Genomic DNA, 15168 nt, shown 5'->3' with positions numbered 1-15168 from the left:
CCGGGAGTCCGAAGTGGAACGCGAATCCGTCTGCTATCGCCTCTGTTCGCTGCGCGAGGAGGTGTTGGTGGAGACCGATGGCGAGGGCAGGCAGCTGGTGCTGACCGGCATGTGGGGCGACATCACGGTGGCCGATCCCGATCCTGCGGTTCGGGAAGCCCTCGAACGCATGAGCATGGGTCCGGTACTGCTGGAAAACATCGTCCCCCAGGGCCGCAGCGAACGCGCCCGCGTCCATCGCGTGCTCGACCTCATCAGCGGGTGCGTCGTGCACACGCTCGGGCAGGAGAACAACGCCGGTCCTCTGCTGTCGGTGGTGCCCATCGCCCGGTGGGCCACCTTCCGGCCGCCGAGGATCGAGCGGCATCGACCGCTGCGGCTGTCGCGGTTCGCCACGCTGCGCGCCAACGAGGGCGAACTGCTCATCGAGTCGCCCCTGGCCCGGCATCGGGTGGTCGTGCACCGGCCACTCGCCGCCCAGGTGGCCACGCAGCTGAGCAAGGCGTCGGTGATCCCCGACGTCGCTGAGACGCTGGACGTTCCCCAGGCTCTGGTCCAGGAGATCGTGGCCTATCTGGCCGCGGCGGGCATGGTGCTCGTCGGGGTCGGCGACTCACCGGCCACGGCGCTGTTCGCCGAGGACCACGACCCGCTGCTGGCCCCGTGGACGCACCACGAGTTGCTGTTCCACAGCCGCAGCCGGGTCGGGCGGCACGACAATCCACTGGGGATGGTCGCGCTGGAGAGCCAGAAGGTCGAGGTGGCCCCGGCGGTCAAGCCGGTGCCCGACGGCCCGCGGTATGCGCTTTACCGGCCGGCGCTGGCCGAACTGGCCGGCGCCGACCCCCGGCTCACCGAGGTCATCGAGGCGAACCAACACGTTCGCGACTTCTCGGGCGGTGCGCCCACCGTCAAACAGTTGGGAGAGTTGTTGTTCCGGGCCGCGAGGATACGGTCGACCCGGGTCACCGGCGAGGGGCGGTTCGCGTACACGGTCACCGACCGTCCATATCCGAGTGTCGCCAATCGCTACGAATTGGACCTGTACCTGTCGGTCGATCGATGCATCGGCCTGGACCGCGGGATCTACCACTACGATCCGCAGGGGCACGCCCTCACGCTGATCAATAACTCGGATCAGCACCTGCGCGAGCTGCTCGACATGGCGATGGTCGCGGCCGGTTCGCCGCAGCTGCCGCCGGTGCTCATCACGATGACGGCGCGCATGGCCCGGTTCGCTTGCGCGTATGGCGGCATCGCGTACTCCACCGTGCTGGAACACGTTGGCGTGCTTCAGCAAACGCTTCATTTGGTCGCCACCGCAATGGGTTTGGCGCCGTGCGCGCTCGCGTTCGGTGACAGCGAAGTGGCCAACGACGCCTTCTTCATCGACTGGCCAGCCGAGGTCAGTGTCGGCGAACTCGCCCTTGGCGTGCGGCCGTCAAGCCATGCCGACATCGGCCGTTTGGTGGAGTCCAGTCGCGTCATCGATGCGAAGCGTCACGTCAGGGTGACCGATAGACTGTTGCCCTGATCTGAGCAGGCAGGAGCGGGACCTTCCACGACGCGCCGGCCGAAGATAAACAGTTCGTCGGGGTCTGGATCGGATAGGTCGAAGGGGGTGCCGTGGCCCGACACTGGGAAGCGAGTGGCGATCTCGGGGTGCGGTTCGCGCCCCGGCTCGCCAAAACGATCGTCTGGGTGGTGTTCACCTGCTTCTTCGTCCTCGGCTGTCTTTACCTGGTGACGGCGGACATGCCGCTGTGGCAGGACGCCCTCAGCGCCCTCGACATGTTCGCGCTGTACTGCTTCCAGCTGGTGCTGGCGGGACGGCACGCGTGGCGCTTCCGGCAGACCCGCCTGGGCTACCTTTGCCTTGCGGCGCAGGCGGTTCTGGGGTTCGGGCCGATGCTCCTGCTCCAGGATCAGTGGCTGGGATTGCCGCATTTCGTTGCGGGGAGCGCGCTTTTGATCCTGCGGCCATATTGGAACTGGGTAGGTTTCGCCGTCACGGTGGCCGCGGTCGGCGTCGTGGAGGTCGCCATGGCAGGGCCCACCGACAACATGTTCTACCTGCTGCCATACTCGATGATCTCAATAATCGTCACGGGCATCATCGTCTATGGGATGTCGACGCTGTCCAGCGTGGTGACCGCGATGGACGCCGCACGCACCGAGCTGGCCAAAATGGCGGTCGCGCAGGAACGCCTGCGCTTCGCCCGGGATCTGCATGACCTGCTCGGTTACAGCCTGTCCGCGATATCGATGAAGACCGAGCTCACCCACCGGCTGGTGACCAAAAACCCGGTCCGGGCGGAAGAGGAGCTCACCCAGATCATCGAGATCTCGCGCCAGGCCCTGTCCGATGTGCGCTCCGTCGCGAGCGGATATCGCGAGCTGTCGCTGGACGACGAGGCCGTGTCCGCGCGCTCGGTGCTCTCGGCGGCCGACGTCGACGTTCGCATGGACATCAGCCACCACGACCTGCCCACACCCGTGCGCACGGTGCTGGCGACGGTCCTGCGCGAGGGCGTCACCAACATCCTGCGGCACAGCAAGGCCGAGCGGTGCGACATCACGCTGCGTCAGACCGACACCGACGTCACCATCATCATCACCAACGACGGTGTCTCGCACGAGCCGCCGACGCAGGTCTCCGAGGGCGGCGGCAGCGGAATCCGAAACCTGTCCAACCGGGTGGCCAACCTCGACGGCACGCTCACCACGAGCACCGACCCCGACGGCCGGTTCCGCCTGCGCGCGACAATCCCGACCGGCCGGGTGCACAGCCAGGCCGACGCGTGAACGCTGGCGGAAGAAGGAGGGCACGCTGAGACGTGACCACGCCTGCTGTGGTCACGCTCAGCTCTCTCAACCCACCACAGCGGACCCAGGCGTCACGCTCCAGCGGGGAGCACTGAGGAATTCGAGCACCGCCGCCCCCCACGTGTAGCCGGCCCCGATGCCGACCAGTAGGCAGGTCTGGCCCGGCCGGGCCCGACCGCTGTCGACGAGATACCCCAGGCCGGCATATTGATCGCCCGCCCCAAGGTGACCGACCGTGCGGCTCCACTCCCATGTGGTGCGCGCCGGGTCGATGCCGAACTCCCTAAAGTACAGCGATTCAAGTCGTCTATACCCAAAATGGGGTAGCACAATCCAGTCCACCTCGGCCAATTCGAGATCGGCATCGGCGAGGGCCTGTTTGATGGTGAAGCGCTGACCCCCGTTGACCCGGTTGATGGCGAAGGACAGCCCGTGCCGCTTGGTGAACGTCTGCTTGGCCGCCTCGAAGTCGACCGGGATGCGGTGGGTGAATGGGGCCGGGCTGAACGGCTCGTCGCCCCGATGCAGCTCCTCCAGGTCGGAGTCGGCATACATCACTATTGAGTGTAGCCGGGCGTAACCCCCGCGGCGGGAGAGAACGATCGCCGTCCCACCATCGGCATACGGTGTGCCAGGGTCGGTGCTCCACCGGTTGATGCCGGGCTCGCAGAACCGGTCCGACGTGGTGAGCAGCGCGTCCATCCGGTTCGGCGCGGCCGTCAGGTAGGCGGTCGCCAGGTCGAGCGCGGCCATCCCACCGCACGACATCTGCCGGATCTCCAGCGCCGAGCACGTGTTGCGCAGCGTCTGAGCCTGCACGTAGGACGCCACCGCCCACAGATCCTGCCCCTGGTGGTAGGTGTCGGCGTGCAGGATGAGGTCGACGTCCTGACCGGCCGACTCAGCCCGCTCCAACGCCACCCGGGCGGCAGCCACGGCCATCTCGGCCGCCGACTCGCCCTCCGACACGGACACCGATTCGACGTCCGTGCGGGCGACCAGCCGCGGCTGGCACTGGCCCATCGCGACCGCATCGTCGACCCGGAGCCGGGCCGGGAGCCGCATCCCGTGGCCCCGCACGAAAACGTCCCGATCCAATCTCACGTGTCGATCCTCGGCCCGCACCCTCGAGAGGCGTTCGGGTAGGCCTCAAGGCGCGGGCCGCACGCTGTGGCGCATGGACAGGCCTGTGTCATTTCTGTTGCCCGGACAGGGTTCCCAGTTTGCCGGCATGGCGACCGAATACTACGGCACCGACCCGGTGTTCACGTCCACAATGGACGCGTTCTTCGAGCTCGCGGGCGACCCCGCGATAAAGAGCGATTGGCTGGGCGAGACGGACCACGTGCACATCGACGATGTGCGGCGCGCTCAACCGCTGCTGTTCGCCGTGGACTACGCGCTGGCGAAGATGCTGCACAGCCGGGGCATCCAGCAAAGCGCGATGCTCGGGCACAGCGCGGGCGAGCTCGTGGCCGGGACGCTGGCAGGCGTGTTCAGCTTCTCCGACGGGGTGGCCTCGCAGATGGAGCGGGTCCGGCAGGCGGTGCTGATCCCGCCCGGCGGCATGCTCGCCGTCGCGGGCACCGAGCAGCAGTTGCGCCCGTACCTCATCGGTGACGTCGCGATCGCCGCGGTCAACGCCGCCCGCCAGGTCATGCTCGCCGGGCCGGTCGACGAGCTCCAACAGGTCGAGAAGGCGTTGCAGCGCGACGACTTCATCGTCGCGGTGGTGCCGGCGACGAGCCCGTTCCACTGCGCGGCAATGGCTCCGGCTGCGGTCGAGTGCGAGCGCCAGCTGTCCGCGATCCGGCTGAACCCTCCACAAGCGACGGTGTACTCCGGCTACACCGCCGAGCTGCTCACCGAGAAGGACGCGGTGCGGCCGGAGTTCTGGGCATGGCAGATCGTTGACACCGTCTACTTTGGACCGGCGCTGGACCGCATGCTGAGCACCGGCCCGCAGATCCTGGTCGAGGTCGGGCCGGGACAGACGCTGTCCTCGTTTGCCCGCCGCCACCGCGCCGTGCGCACCGGCGAGAGCCGGGTGGTGTCCATAAAGGAGCTCATCCCTTGACCGCCCTGCGCGAAGCCGGCGCCACCGCCTTCGCACCGGCCCGAACCAGGACGCGCCCGCGTGAGGAGCTCATCCCTTGACCGCGCCCTGGGTGAAGCCGGCGATGAAGCGGTCCAGGAACAGGTTGAACACCAGGGCCAGCGGCACGGCCACGAGCACCGTCGCGGCCTGAAGCGACTGCCAGAAGAACACGTCGCCGCGGATAAGCTCGGTCGGCACGCCCGTCGAGATGACCTTCTCGGTGGACGGGGACACGAACGACAGCGCGTAGATGAACTCGCTCGCGGTGAGCGTGAACGCGAACACGATGACCGCGACGATGCCGGGGAAGGTGAGCGGCACGACGGCCCGCCAGAACGCGCCCAGGCGGCTGTATCCGTCGACCATCGCCTGCTCCTCGATGTCGCGCGGCACGGCCTTGAGGAACCCGATCAGCAGCCAGATCGAGACCGGTATGGTGATCGTCGGATAGATCAGAACCAGTGACCAGGTGGAATCCTGCAGGCCCAGGGCCACGACAATGCGAGACAGCGAAAGAAAGAGCAGGCTCGGCGGTACCAGATAAATCAAGAAGATGGCAATGCCGAACCAGCCCGCCCAGGGACGGTCGAGCCGCGCCAGGGCGTATGCGGCGGGCAGCCCCAGCGCCAGCGTGATGAGCACGACCAGGACCCCCACCCACACCGTGTTCCACGCGAAGGTGCCGAACGCCGCCCGGTCGAACAGATAGATGATGTGGTCGGAGGTGGCCGGCCGGTTGTAAAGGAACGGGTTGTTGTTGGGGTTGTACAGGTCGCGGTTCTGCTTGAACGCGGTGATCAGGCTCCACAGGAACGGCGCGGCGCAGAAGAAGGCCGCCCCAATGGCCAGCAGATAAACACCCACTCGCCTCATTTCAAACCCCGGCCCTCGTCGTGGTGGAGCGGCAGTGAGCGCGAAGCTCCGGTTCGACTCATCGGACCTCCAACTTGCGAACTGCCCGCAGGATCGCGATCGCGGCCGCGAGCAGCAGCGGGAACAGGAACAGCGCCACGGCGGCGCCCTGGCCCACGTCACCACCGTCGATGCCGCGGAAGAACGCCCAGCTGGTGAGCACCTGCGTGGCGTTGTTGGGCCCGCCGTTGGTGAGCACATCGACCACGGCCATGTCGGTGAACGTGAAGATCGCTCCGAACAGCGCGGACACGGCGATGACCGGCAGCGTGAGCGGGATCGTCACCTCGAACATGCGCCGCCAGAAGCCCGCTCCGTCGACCCGCGCCGCCTCGTCCATGTCGCGCGGGATCGCCACCAGCCCGGCCATCATGATGACCGCGGCCAGCGGGGTCAGCCGCCACACGTGCACCGCGATCACCGAGCCCATGGCCAGCTGCGGCTCGCCCAGCCAGTACATGTTGCCGTCGATGAACCCGAGCTTGCGCAGGACCCAGTCGATGGGCGAGAAGATCGAATCGAGCAGCCACAGCCAGGCGATCGCGCCGAGGGTGGCGGGTGTGGTCCACGGCAGCAGCACGAGGAAACGCACGATCCACTTGCCCTTGAAGTCGGCCACGAGGATGTTCGCCAGAATCTTGCCGAAGATGACGATGAAGATCATGGACACGCCGGTGAACAGGAAGGTGTTGCCCAGCGAGCGCCAGAAGACCGGGTCATCGAAGATCGCCCGGAAGTTGGCCAGGCCCACGAAGTCGAACGAGGGATCGCCCGCCGTCACGTCGGACACCGCGAAGCCCACGGCCAGGACGAACGGGACGCCCACGAGTGCGATGATGTAGACGACGCTTGGCATTAAGAAAAGCCAGGCGAGGGTACCTTCCCGGTCCGCGAGTTTCCGGCCGCCGCTACTATGGCGTCCCTCCGCTGCGCTACGCGGCGCATGCCTGTCGATTCCCTCGGGCAGGCCCTCGCTACCATGGCGTCCCTCCGCTGCGCTACGCGGCGCATGCCTGTCGATTCCCTCGGGCAGGCCCTCGCTCATGACACGCTCCGCAGGCCGGTCGCCGCGTCGAAGTGCCGGAGGCGATCGCGGGACACGGCGAAGTCGTACTCGCGCCCGCTCTCGATGGGATCGCCCACGGTCGCCGGGAGCCGCGCGATCACCCGCGTGCGCTCGCCGACCCCGGTGACCGTGCCATAGACGTGCCTGTCGCCGGACAGGTATTCGAGCCGGTCCACCGTGAGCTTGACCGGTTGCGCGTCGCCCTTGACGTAGCTTGCGGGAAGGAGATGCTCCGGCCGGAACCCGACCAGCGTGTCGCCGCGCGCCACGAGGTTCATCGGCGGCGAACCGATGAACGTGGCCACGAACGTGTCGGCCGGGTCGTCGTACACATCGACGGGCCGCCCGATCTGGCGCACCTTGCCCTGGCTGAGCACCGCGATCCGGTCGCCGAGGCCCATCGCCTCGACCTGATCGTGCGTCACGTAGATCGTGGTCGTGCCGACCTCCTGCTGGAACCGCTTGAGCTCGTCCCGCGCCGACGCGCGCAGCTTGGCGTCCAAATTGGACAACGGCTCGTCGAGCAGGAACACGGCCGGCTCACGCACCAGCGCGCGAGCGAGCGCCACCCGCTGCCGCTCACCGCCGGAAAGCTGGCGCGGTTTGCGCTCCAACAGGTGCCGGATGCCCAGCAGCTCGGCCGCCCAGTTGGCCTTGCGCCTGCGATCCTCCAGCGGAAGTTTGGCCGCGCGCAAGGGAAACACGATGTTCGCCAGGACCGTCTTATGTGGATAGAGCGCGTAGCTCTGGAACACCATGGCGATTTTGCGTGCCCGCGGCGGCAGGTCGTTGACCACATTGCCGTCGATGAGGATGTCGCCGGACGTCGGCTGCTCCAGCCCGGCGATCGAGCGCAGCAGCGTCGTCTTGCCGCAGCCCGACGGGCCGAGCAGCACCAGGTATTCACCCTCCTTGGTGGCGAGGTCCACGCCGTCGACAGCGCGGACCTTGCCCCCATCGAACTCCTTGGTGAGGTTGCGCACCTCGACGATCGCCATTAGCCGCCCACCAGGCCCTGCGAGCGCCACTTCGCGAAGATCGGGGTGATCTGGGCCTCGGCGTCGAGCACCGCCTGCTTGGCGGTGACCTCGCCGCGGGCCGCGCGGGCGAACATGTTGGGGATGATGAACGTCGAGAACACCTCGCCCTCGGCGCCGTTGGACGGGCCGGGGTGGCCGATGTTGGTGCTCCACTTGGTCGCGTCGGCCAGCAACTTCAGCTTGTCGGCGGGCTTGCTGCCGAACGGGTCGCTGCCGAGCCACGTCGCCAGGTTGGGGGTGAGCTTGTCCCACGCGCAGAAGTCGTAGAGCTTCGACGCATAGGTCGCCGCGGCGTAGTTGGCGGTGTAGTGCAGCAGGAATTCCTTCGCCGCGTCAGGATTTTTGGCGTGCTTGGGGACGATCCAGTTGTACATCACGTGTTGCGCGGCGAGCGCCCCGCTCGGGCCGCGCAGCGCGGGCACGAAGCCGATGTCGTCGGCCACGTCGGGGCTCGAACCCTGCGCCGTCCGGTAGGCCGAGATGGAGTTGACCGCGTACGACAGCTTGCCCGCGACCAGGCCCTGGTTGTTGCTCGCGGCGTTCCAGGAGAACACCTCGTTGGTCATGGTCTGCTTGAACAGCTTGGTCATGTATTCGACCGCCGCCACGGTCTGATCCGAGTTGATCACGACCTTCTCGTTGGCGTCCTGAATGGACGATCCGAAGGACCACATCAACGCCCGCAGCACCATATTGGAGTCGATCTCCTGGGACATCCCCAGGCCCATCTGGACGTTCTTTTTATTCTTTATCTCTGTCCCGCCCGCGAGCAGCTCATCCCAGGTGGTAGGCCCGTTGGGCAGGCCGGCCTCCCGCCACAGCGAGGTGCGGAAGTTGCCCGGGTCGGGCACCCATCCGGGCGAGTACGCGTAAAACTTGCCGGTCTTCGGGTTGGAGCTGGACTTGCGGCACAGCTCCAGCTGGGTGCCCCAGCGCTTGACCGCCTCGTCGGTGACATCCTTGAGGTCGAGCACGCCCTGCTCCAGGTGCGACAGGGTCGCGATGAACTGGACGAGGTCGTGCCCCTGCCCGGCGGAGATCTCGGCCGCGATGCGGGTCGGGATGGTGGCCTGGTCGACGTGGTCGACCGCCACCTTGACCCCGGCCTTGGCACCCCAGTCGGCGGCGAACTTGTCGAACCACGTGTCGTGGCTCGGCACGAAGTGACTCCACAGCAGGATCTTCAAATCGCCGGAGAGCTTGCGCGTCGGCGGCGTGAAGGTCTCCTCCGGCGCACCCGTCGCGGGCACCCCGCCCGGCGGGTCCTCTTCGGACGCACAACCGGCAAGCGCTGCGCCAACACCCAGCGCGCCCGCTGTCTGCAGGACGCGGCGTCGGGTCATGTCGGCCATGTTTCCTCCCTGTTCCAGGCATCCGAAATGCTGCTTGGGATCTTAACCACGACCGGGTGGATTTATGCCTCATCGATGTCCAATTGGTACCGACGACGGCTCGCGCGCCTGCGGCGGGCTTCTGGTATGCGATAAGCGTGTGGGGTTTACGGCGTGACTGCCGGGTCGGCTGATGGCCGTGCACAGATGAGGCATCCGGCCTTGCCGTGATCACCTGGCGGGCTCGTGGCCCGCCCGCCCCTTGGCACCGCCCGCATGAAGCGGAGCCACGCCGAGGACACCCTGGGCACGGTGCCGTGAAAGCATGAAGTCATGCGCATCCGCTGCAGCCTGCTCGGCGTCGGCGCGATGAACTCCCCCCGCTTCGCGCCCGCCGGCCTGCTCGTGCGCTTCGCCCGGCGAGCGGTCGCCTTCGATGGCGGGCCGGCCGCCCTTCCGCCCGGCCGGATCGACGCGTGGCTGGTCTGTGACGAGCGCAGCGAATTGCGGACCAGCTTGCGCACACTGGCGGCCGAGCGCGGGTTGCGGCCCGTGATGGCGGACTTCACGGCGGGCGGTCTTAACGTGCGGGCCGAACCGGTGGTCCACACGTCGCACGACACGTGCGGCTACGCCATCCGCGCCGGGGATCGGTTGGTGGTGTGGGCGCCCGAGTTCCTGGAGTTCCCTGCATGGGCGGCAGGCGCCGATCTGATGTTCGCCGAGGCCGCCGGATGGAACCGGCCGATCCGCTTCCGGGGCGGCGTGGGCGGGCACGCGAGCGTGCTCTCGGTCGCGCAGGACGCGGCGGCCGCGGGCGTGCGCAGGCTCGTCTTCGCCCACATCGGCCGCCCCTCAATCCGGGCCATCGACGCCGGGGCGCAGCCGCCGTTCGGCAAGTGGGGCGTCGAAGGCCGCACCTACGCAGTCGGCCTTCCGTGATCGCCCTATGCGTGCGCGCCGACGGAGTCGCGGATCTGAGAGCCCATCTCGCGGTCGGCCGAGCGTGCGCAGTGCGCGCAACAGTAGAAGCTGCCCTCGACGTTCACGCCGTGGCCGATTATCTTGCAGCCGCAGTGCTCACACTCCGGAGCCATGCGGTGCACCGCGCACTCGAAGCAGTCGAAGACGTGCACCGCCCCGTCGGCCGTCTTGACCTCGAACGCCAGGTCGTATTGGTTGCCGCAAACCTCACAGGTGCCCATGGTGCCCATTGTTCACTGCTACCCCCCACGCGCGGGCCAAAACGCTTACGATCCCCGGAATGTCTACCCAGATCCCGGCCCAGTGGGCCGCGCAAGGCATCGCGATACCAACGGTTTGCGCCCGTCACGGCCTGCCGGAGGCGCGGCGCGTGCGGACCGCGATCAGCCAGCGCTCGCCATAGCGATCGCCGCCGCCATCGCCCTGCCCCTGGTGACCTGGTCGTGGCTTTCCGGTGCGCGGCCGTCTGCGGCAGCGAGACGATGATGCCGGGAGACGTGTGCGTGGACCAGCGCAACCGCGGGACGTTCACCTACGAGAGCCAGAAGGCGGGCGCCCTCAAGGGTTTGTGGTGGGCGATCGCCGGAGTCGTCGTCGCGCTCGGGGCCGGCATCCGGATCCGGCAGTGGAACCGGGAGCTGCGCATAGCGTGGGCTGCCCGGCAGCAGCACGGGCAGCCCACGCACAACGAAGCACAGCGACCGGACGCCACGCCGGCCGACCTGACGTAGCTCGCGCGTGGGCCGCCCGCAATGCTGGGCAGCCCACGGCTTGGAAAACCTTTACCTGTTGTACTCGCACACGACCATGGCCGAGTTGTAGCCGCCGCGGCCGCGCGAGAGCACCAGCGCGGCCCGCACGCGCTGGTGGCGCGGCTGGTCCAGCACGAGGTCGAGCTCGTACTCCTTGCTGGGGTTGTTGACGTTGATGGTGGGCGGGATGACCCCGTCCCACACCGACAGCAGCGCCGCCGCGACATCGAGCGAGGCGCCACCGGCGAACAGGCGGCCGGTCATCGTCTTGGGCGCGGTGACCGGCACCCCGAACGGGCCGAACAGGCCGACGATCGCCTCCGCCTCGGCCTTGTCCAGGTCGCGCTGCCCGGCCGCGTCGGCGAAGACCACGTCGATGTCCTTGGGCGTGAGGCCCGCGTCGGCGAGGGCCAGTTCCGCGCACCGCTTCAGGCCCGGCTCGCGACCCTCCACTTTGGAGTCGAACGTGGACGCGTACCCGGCGATCTCACCGTAGACCCGCACCGGGTAGCGCGCCGCGGCCGACTCGGCCGTCTCGAGCACCATGATGGCCCCGCCCTCGCCCGTGATGTATCCGCTGGCGTCGTTGTCGAACGGCAGGTACGCCCGCTCGGGCTGGTTGCTGTGCGAGAGCCCACCCGAAACCTGGTGTGCCACCCAGGCCCACGGGCACATCGAGCTGTCGATCCCGCCCGTGAGCGCCATGCGCACACCCTTGCGCAACTGCCGCCGCGCGTGCCCGATGGCGTCGATCCCGCCGCACTGCTCGGTCACGAGCACGGCACCCGGCCCCCGCATGCCGTGCCGGATCGAGATCTGCCCGGTGTTGACCGCGTAGAACCAGGCGAACGACTGGTACGCGGAAACGAAATCGGGGCCCTCGGCCCAGAGCTTTTGCAGCTCTCGCTGGCCGAACTCGTATCCGCCGGCCGTCGCGGCCGTGACCACGGCCATATCGTATTCGGGCACGTCGGTCGAGCGCAGTCCCGCGCCCCACAGCGCCCAGTCGGTCGCGACGAGCGCGAGCCGGGTCATGTGGTCGGTCTGCGGAAGCAGCCGGCTCTGCAGGTGCTCGGCCGGTTCGAACCCGGGCACCTCGCCGCCGATCTTCGACCAGTACTTGGACGTGTCGAAGCGCGTGATCTTGCCGATCCCGCTCTGCCCTCGCAGGGTGTTCTTCCAATACGCAGTGGGACCGAGGCCGTTGGGGGCACACAACCCGATCCCCGTCACGACGGTCCGCACCGCCTGCGCCGCAGTCACTTGCCGCCCTCCTCAGAACCTTGCGACGACACTCGCCGCAACACCATGGCGCTCTGGAATCCGCCGAAGCCACTGCCCACGGTGAGCACGCTGTCCACCTTCGCTTCGCGGGCGACCAGCGGCACGTAGTCCAGGTCGCACTCGGGGTCGGGCTCGTGCAGGTTGGCCGTCGGGGCGATGAGCCCGGCCTCGATGGCCATCAGGCTGCCGACGATCTCCAGCGAGCCGATGGCGCCCAGCGAGTGGCCGATCATCGATTTGAAGCCGCTCACCGGGATGGAGTAGGCCTGCTCGCCAAGGCTGCGCTTGAAGGCCGCCGTCTCGTGCCGGTCGTTCTGCTTGGTACCAGATCCATGTGCGTTGATGTAATGAATGTCTTCCGCCTCCACCCTGGCTCCGGCCATCGCCGCGTTGATCGCCTCGGCCATCTCCTTGCCGTCTGGGTGCAGGCCGGTCATGTGGTAGGCGTTGCATCGCGAGGCGAACCCGGCCACCTCGGCGTAGATGTGCGCGCCCCGCTTGCGGGCGTGCTCGTACTCCTCAAGCACGATGATGGCCGCGCCCTCACCGAGCACCAGCCCGTCGCGCGTCTTGTCGAACGGCCGGCACGCCGTTGTGGGGTCGTCGTTGCGCGTCGAGCTGGCCCGGATGACGTCGAAGCACACCACCGTGATCGGCGAGAGCGGTGCCTCGGTCGCGCCGGTCACGATCACGTCGGCCGTGCCCTCCACGATCAGCTCGGCGGCATATCCCACCGAGTCCAATCCGGATGTGCACCCGGTCGAGACCACGTTGACCGGTCCCTCGGCGCCGACGAGCCAGGCGATTTCGGCCGACATCGAGCAGGGCGTGAAGTAGTCGTACAGGTGCGGCACCGTGTAGTTCGGGTCCACCTCCCACTTCTTGCCCTCCGCGCTGCCGATGATGTACTCGCGCTCCAGGCTCGTGGTGCAGCCGACGGCGCTGCCGAGGGTGACGCCGATGCGGGTGGGATCGAGGCGCTCGAACTCCAGCCCGGAGTCGGAGACGGCCTCGCGCCCGGCGACGACGGCGAACTGCGCGGCCCGGTCGAGCCGCCGCTCCTCCTGCAGCGTGAGGCCCTCCTGTCTCGGGTCCCAGTCGACTTCTGCTGCCATGCGGGAGCGATACGGGGACGCGTCGAAGTGGGTGATGGACCGGGTCGCTGACCGCCCCGCGGCGAGAAGGTCCCAATATGCCTTCTTACCTATGCCACCCGGTGCGACCGCGCCCACCCCGGTGATGACCGCCCGGCGACTCATCGCCGGTCTCCGATCGCAAAGGCGGTACGTGATGACATCACATCTCCCATCAGTAAAAGGGCCACACCCCGATGCTGCTGCTGGAAACTCGAAGTGTCCTAGACGCCCGGTGTGGTCAGGACAAACCGCACGGCGTCCTGCAGCGCCCGCCACGTGGCGGTGACTCCGTCGGTATCCACACCGACTGTGCTGCAACGGTTATCGCCGTCTTTGAGGGTGACCGTCGCGCGGATGCCGAGCGTGCCCTCCAGCGTCCACGTCTGGCAGTGGTCCAGCCGCCAGGCCCCGATTTCGGGTCGCGCGGCGGCGAGTGCCCGCCACAGCGCCTCGATGGCGGTCTGGCCGGAGGCCCGCGTGATGGCTCCGTCGACCTCGACCGTGGCCTCGACCACCGCGTCGCCGACGGTGACCTGCCAGCCGTCCACGTCGAACGGCCGGTCCGCTCCGGTCTCGGCGCGCACGAGAAGCTCGAACGACGCGGTGGCCGCCTCGAACACGTATCCCTGGCTCTCCAGCTCTTTCACGCGCGTCGCCACGCGGGCCACGGCTTCGGGCGCGAGTTCGTAGCCGAGCTCGCGGGCCTTCATCTCGATGGAGGCCCGCCCGGCCATGTCGGAGACCAGCGTCCGGCGGGTATTGCCCACCATTGCCGGTTCGATGTGTTGGTACAGGCTGGGATCCACGCGAATCGCGGACGTGTGCAGACCGGCCTTGTGCGCGAACGCCGCCGCCCCCACATAGGGCGCGGATCGGTGTGCGGGCATCGACGTGATGTCTGTGATCGCCTGTGCCACCTCGGACAGGGTCGCAAGTTGCGAGTGCGCGATGACCGGCAGCCCGCGCTTGAGCACCAGATTGGCCGCGACGGTGAACAGATTGGCGTTGCCGCACCGCTCGCCATAGCCGTGCGCGGTCGCCTGCACGTGCGTGACCCCCGCGTCCACGGCCATCAGCGTGTTGGCCACGGCACAACCCGAGTCGTCGTGACAGTGGATGCCGAGGCGGTGTGACGCCAGCCGAGTCGTGTCCACAATGGAGGTCAGCTCGTGTGGCAGGGTGCCGCCGTTGGTGTCACACAGCACCACGACCTCCGCACCCGCCTCCATCGCCGTGTCCACAACGGACAGTGCATAGGCGCGGTCCGTGCGGAAGCCGTCGAAATAGTGCTCGGCGTCGACGAACACGCGCCTGCCCTGTCGTACCAGATGCCGCACAGTATCGCGAATCATCGCGAGGTTTTCGGTATTCGTGGTGCGCAACGCCAGTTCGACGTGCCGGCTGTCGGCCTTGGCCACCAGCGTGACGAACGGCGTCTCGGCCTCAAGCAGCGCGGCCACCTGCGGGTCGTGATGCACCGCCACATCGGGCCGGCGCGTCGCGCCGAACGCGACCAGTTGCGCGTTCTTGAGCACCAGTTCCGTCTTGGCACGGCGGAAAAACTCGGTGTCCCGGGGGATCGCGCCGGGCCAGCCACCCTCGATGAAGGTGACGCCGAACTCGTCCAGGCGGCGGGCCACGGCCAGTTTGTCACCGACGGAGAGCACCAGGCCCTCCTGCTGTGTCCCGTCCCGCAGGGTGGTGTCGTAGAGCTGGAACTCGCTGGCCGGCATGTGCCC

The 15168-nt window shown here is 67.9% G+C and carries 15 protein-coding genes; 6 read left to right on the top strand and 9 right to left on the bottom strand.

Translation table 11 applies throughout. From position 1 onward, the window contains the following. Positions 1-13 precede the first annotated feature (13 nt). Complete coding sequence (locus DM816_RS14245) at positions 14-1534, top strand: SagB family peptide dehydrogenase (RefSeq protein WP_117210705.1); 1521 nt, start codon at positions 14-16, stop codon at positions 1532-1534. A gap of 92 nt (positions 1535-1626) precedes the next feature. After that, entirely contained in the window at positions 1627-2805 is a 1179-nt protein-coding gene (locus DM816_RS14240; RefSeq protein WP_117210704.1) for a sensor histidine kinase, read from the top strand. A gap of 66 nt (positions 2806-2871) precedes the next feature. Here DM816_RS14240 and DM816_RS14235 read toward each other — a convergent pair whose 3' ends face one another. Then, entirely contained in the window at positions 2872-3930 is a 1059-nt protein-coding gene (locus DM816_RS14235) for a ketoacyl-ACP synthase III family protein (RefSeq protein ID WP_246001937.1), read from the bottom strand. 73 nt (positions 3931-4003) lie between these two features. Here DM816_RS14235 and DM816_RS14230 point away from each other — a divergent pair, with 73 nt between their 5' ends. Then, positions 4004-4903 (top strand): acyltransferase domain-containing protein, encoded by a 900-nt coding sequence (locus DM816_RS14230; protein ID WP_117210702.1) that lies wholly within the window; start codon positions 4004-4006, stop codon positions 4901-4903. A gap of 69 nt (positions 4904-4972) precedes the next feature. Here DM816_RS14230 and DM816_RS14225 read toward each other — a convergent pair whose 3' ends face one another. From DM816_RS14225 to DM816_RS14210, 4 genes are all read right to left on the bottom strand, one after another. Further along, positions 4973-5797 carry a carbohydrate ABC transporter permease gene (locus DM816_RS14225; protein WP_117210701.1) on the bottom strand — a complete coding sequence of 275 codons (825 nt, stop codon included), beginning with the start codon at positions 5795-5797 and terminating at the stop codon, positions 4973-4975. Positions 5798-5855: 58 nt separating this feature from the next. Then, on the bottom strand, positions 5856-6692 hold the full coding sequence (locus tag DM816_RS14220) for a carbohydrate ABC transporter permease (protein WP_117210700.1): 837 nt from the start codon (positions 6690-6692) through the stop codon (positions 5856-5858). Between the two features lie 185 nt (positions 6693-6877). Next, the gene (locus tag DM816_RS14215; protein ID WP_117210699.1) at positions 6878-7900 is read right to left on the bottom strand and encodes an ABC transporter ATP-binding protein; all 1023 of its coding nucleotides are present in this window, start codon (positions 7898-7900) and stop codon (positions 6878-6880) included. Beyond that, complete coding sequence (locus DM816_RS14210) at positions 7900-9285, bottom strand: ABC transporter substrate-binding protein (protein WP_117210724.1); 1386 nt, start codon at positions 9283-9285, stop codon at positions 7900-7902. Before DM816_RS14210 ends, DM816_RS14215 begins: the two co-directional genes overlap by 1 nt. Before the next feature lie 321 nt (positions 9286-9606). On the opposite strand from DM816_RS14210, the gene DM816_RS14205 reads away from it, so the two are divergent. Further along, positions 9607-10215: an MBL fold metallo-hydrolase gene (locus DM816_RS14205; RefSeq protein WP_211588690.1), complete on the top strand. Its 609-nt coding sequence runs from the start codon at positions 9607-9609 to the stop codon at positions 10213-10215. 5 nt (positions 10216-10220) lie between these two features. On the opposite strand, the gene DM816_RS14200 is transcribed toward DM816_RS14205, so the two are convergent. Continuing rightward, positions 10221-10478 (bottom strand): Prokaryotic metallothionein, encoded by a 258-nt coding sequence (locus DM816_RS14200; RefSeq protein ID WP_117210698.1) that lies wholly within the window; start codon positions 10476-10478, stop codon positions 10221-10223. 59 nt (positions 10479-10537) lie between these two features. Between DM816_RS14200 and DM816_RS45240 the strand changes: the two genes are divergently transcribed. Then, complete coding sequence (locus DM816_RS45240) at positions 10538-10660, top strand: hypothetical protein (RefSeq protein WP_281274325.1); 123 nt, start codon at positions 10538-10540, stop codon at positions 10658-10660. A 40-nt stretch (positions 10661-10700) separates the two neighbouring features. After that, positions 10701-10988, top strand: coding sequence for a hypothetical protein (locus DM816_RS14195; RefSeq protein ID WP_162907461.1), 288 nt, complete (start codon positions 10701-10703; stop codon positions 10986-10988). Positions 10989-11039: 51 nt separating this feature from the next. Here DM816_RS14195 and DM816_RS14190 read toward each other — a convergent pair whose 3' ends face one another. The 3 genes from DM816_RS14190 to cimA form a co-directional block, all read right to left on the bottom strand. After that, entirely contained in the window at positions 11040-12272 is a 1233-nt protein-coding gene (locus DM816_RS14190) for a ketosynthase chain-length factor (RefSeq protein WP_211588689.1), read from the bottom strand. After that, entirely contained in the window at positions 12269-13552 is a 1284-nt protein-coding gene (locus DM816_RS14185; RefSeq protein ID WP_117210696.1) for a beta-ketoacyl-[acyl-carrier-protein] synthase family protein, read from the bottom strand. Before DM816_RS14185 ends, DM816_RS14190 begins: the two co-directional genes overlap by 4 nt. 98 nt (positions 13553-13650) lie before the next feature. Then, a complete protein-coding gene (cimA, locus tag DM816_RS14180) occupies positions 13651-15162 on the bottom strand; it encodes a citramalate synthase (RefSeq protein WP_117210695.1) in 1512 nt (503 codons plus the stop codon). Between the last annotated feature and the right edge of the window lie 6 nt (positions 15163-15168).

The organism is Allorhizocola rhizosphaerae, from assembly GCF_003426775.1.
Lineage (GTDB): Bacteria > Actinomycetota > Actinomycetes > Mycobacteriales > Micromonosporaceae > Allorhizocola > Allorhizocola rhizosphaerae.
Note: the sequence above shows the minus strand (reverse complement) of the source record. Positions and strands in the feature narration are given on the sequence as shown.

Excerpts from the sequence above, each read along its gene's own strand:
- DM816_RS14215 (WP_117210699.1), bottom strand. The coding sequence starts at position 7,900 with ATGGCGATCGTCGAGGTGCGCAACCTCACCAAGGAGTTCGATGGGGGC.
- DM816_RS14220 (WP_117210700.1), bottom strand. The coding sequence starts at position 6,692 with ATGCCAAGCGTCGTCTACATCATCGCACTCGTGGGCGTCCCGTTCGTC.
- DM816_RS14205 (WP_211588690.1), top strand. The coding sequence starts at position 9,607 with ATGCGCATCCGCTGCAGCCTGCTCGGCGTCGGCGCGATGAACTCCCCC.
- cimA (WP_117210695.1), bottom strand. The coding sequence starts at position 15,162 with ATGCCGGCCAGCGAGTTCCAGCTCTACGACACCACCCTGCGGGACGGG.
- DM816_RS14230 (WP_117210702.1), top strand. The coding sequence starts at position 4,004 with ATGGACAGGCCTGTGTCATTTCTGTTGCCCGGACAGGGTTCCCAGTTT.
- DM816_RS14225 (WP_117210701.1), bottom strand. The coding sequence starts at position 5,797 with ATGAGGCGAGTGGGTGTTTATCTGCTGGCCATTGGGGCGGCCTTCTTC.
- DM816_RS14185 (WP_117210696.1), bottom strand. The coding sequence starts at position 13,552 with ATGAGTCGCCGGGCGGTCATCACCGGGGTGGGCGCGGTCGCACCGGGT.
- DM816_RS45240 (WP_281274325.1), top strand. The coding sequence starts at position 10,538 with ATGTCTACCCAGATCCCGGCCCAGTGGGCCGCGCAAGGCATCGCGATA.
- DM816_RS14200 (WP_117210698.1), bottom strand. The coding sequence starts at position 10,478 with ATGGGCACCTGTGAGGTTTGCGGCAACCAATACGACCTGGCGTTCGAG.
- DM816_RS14210 (WP_117210724.1), bottom strand. The coding sequence starts at position 9,285 with ATGACCCGACGCCGCGTCCTGCAGACAGCGGGCGCGCTGGGTGTTGGC.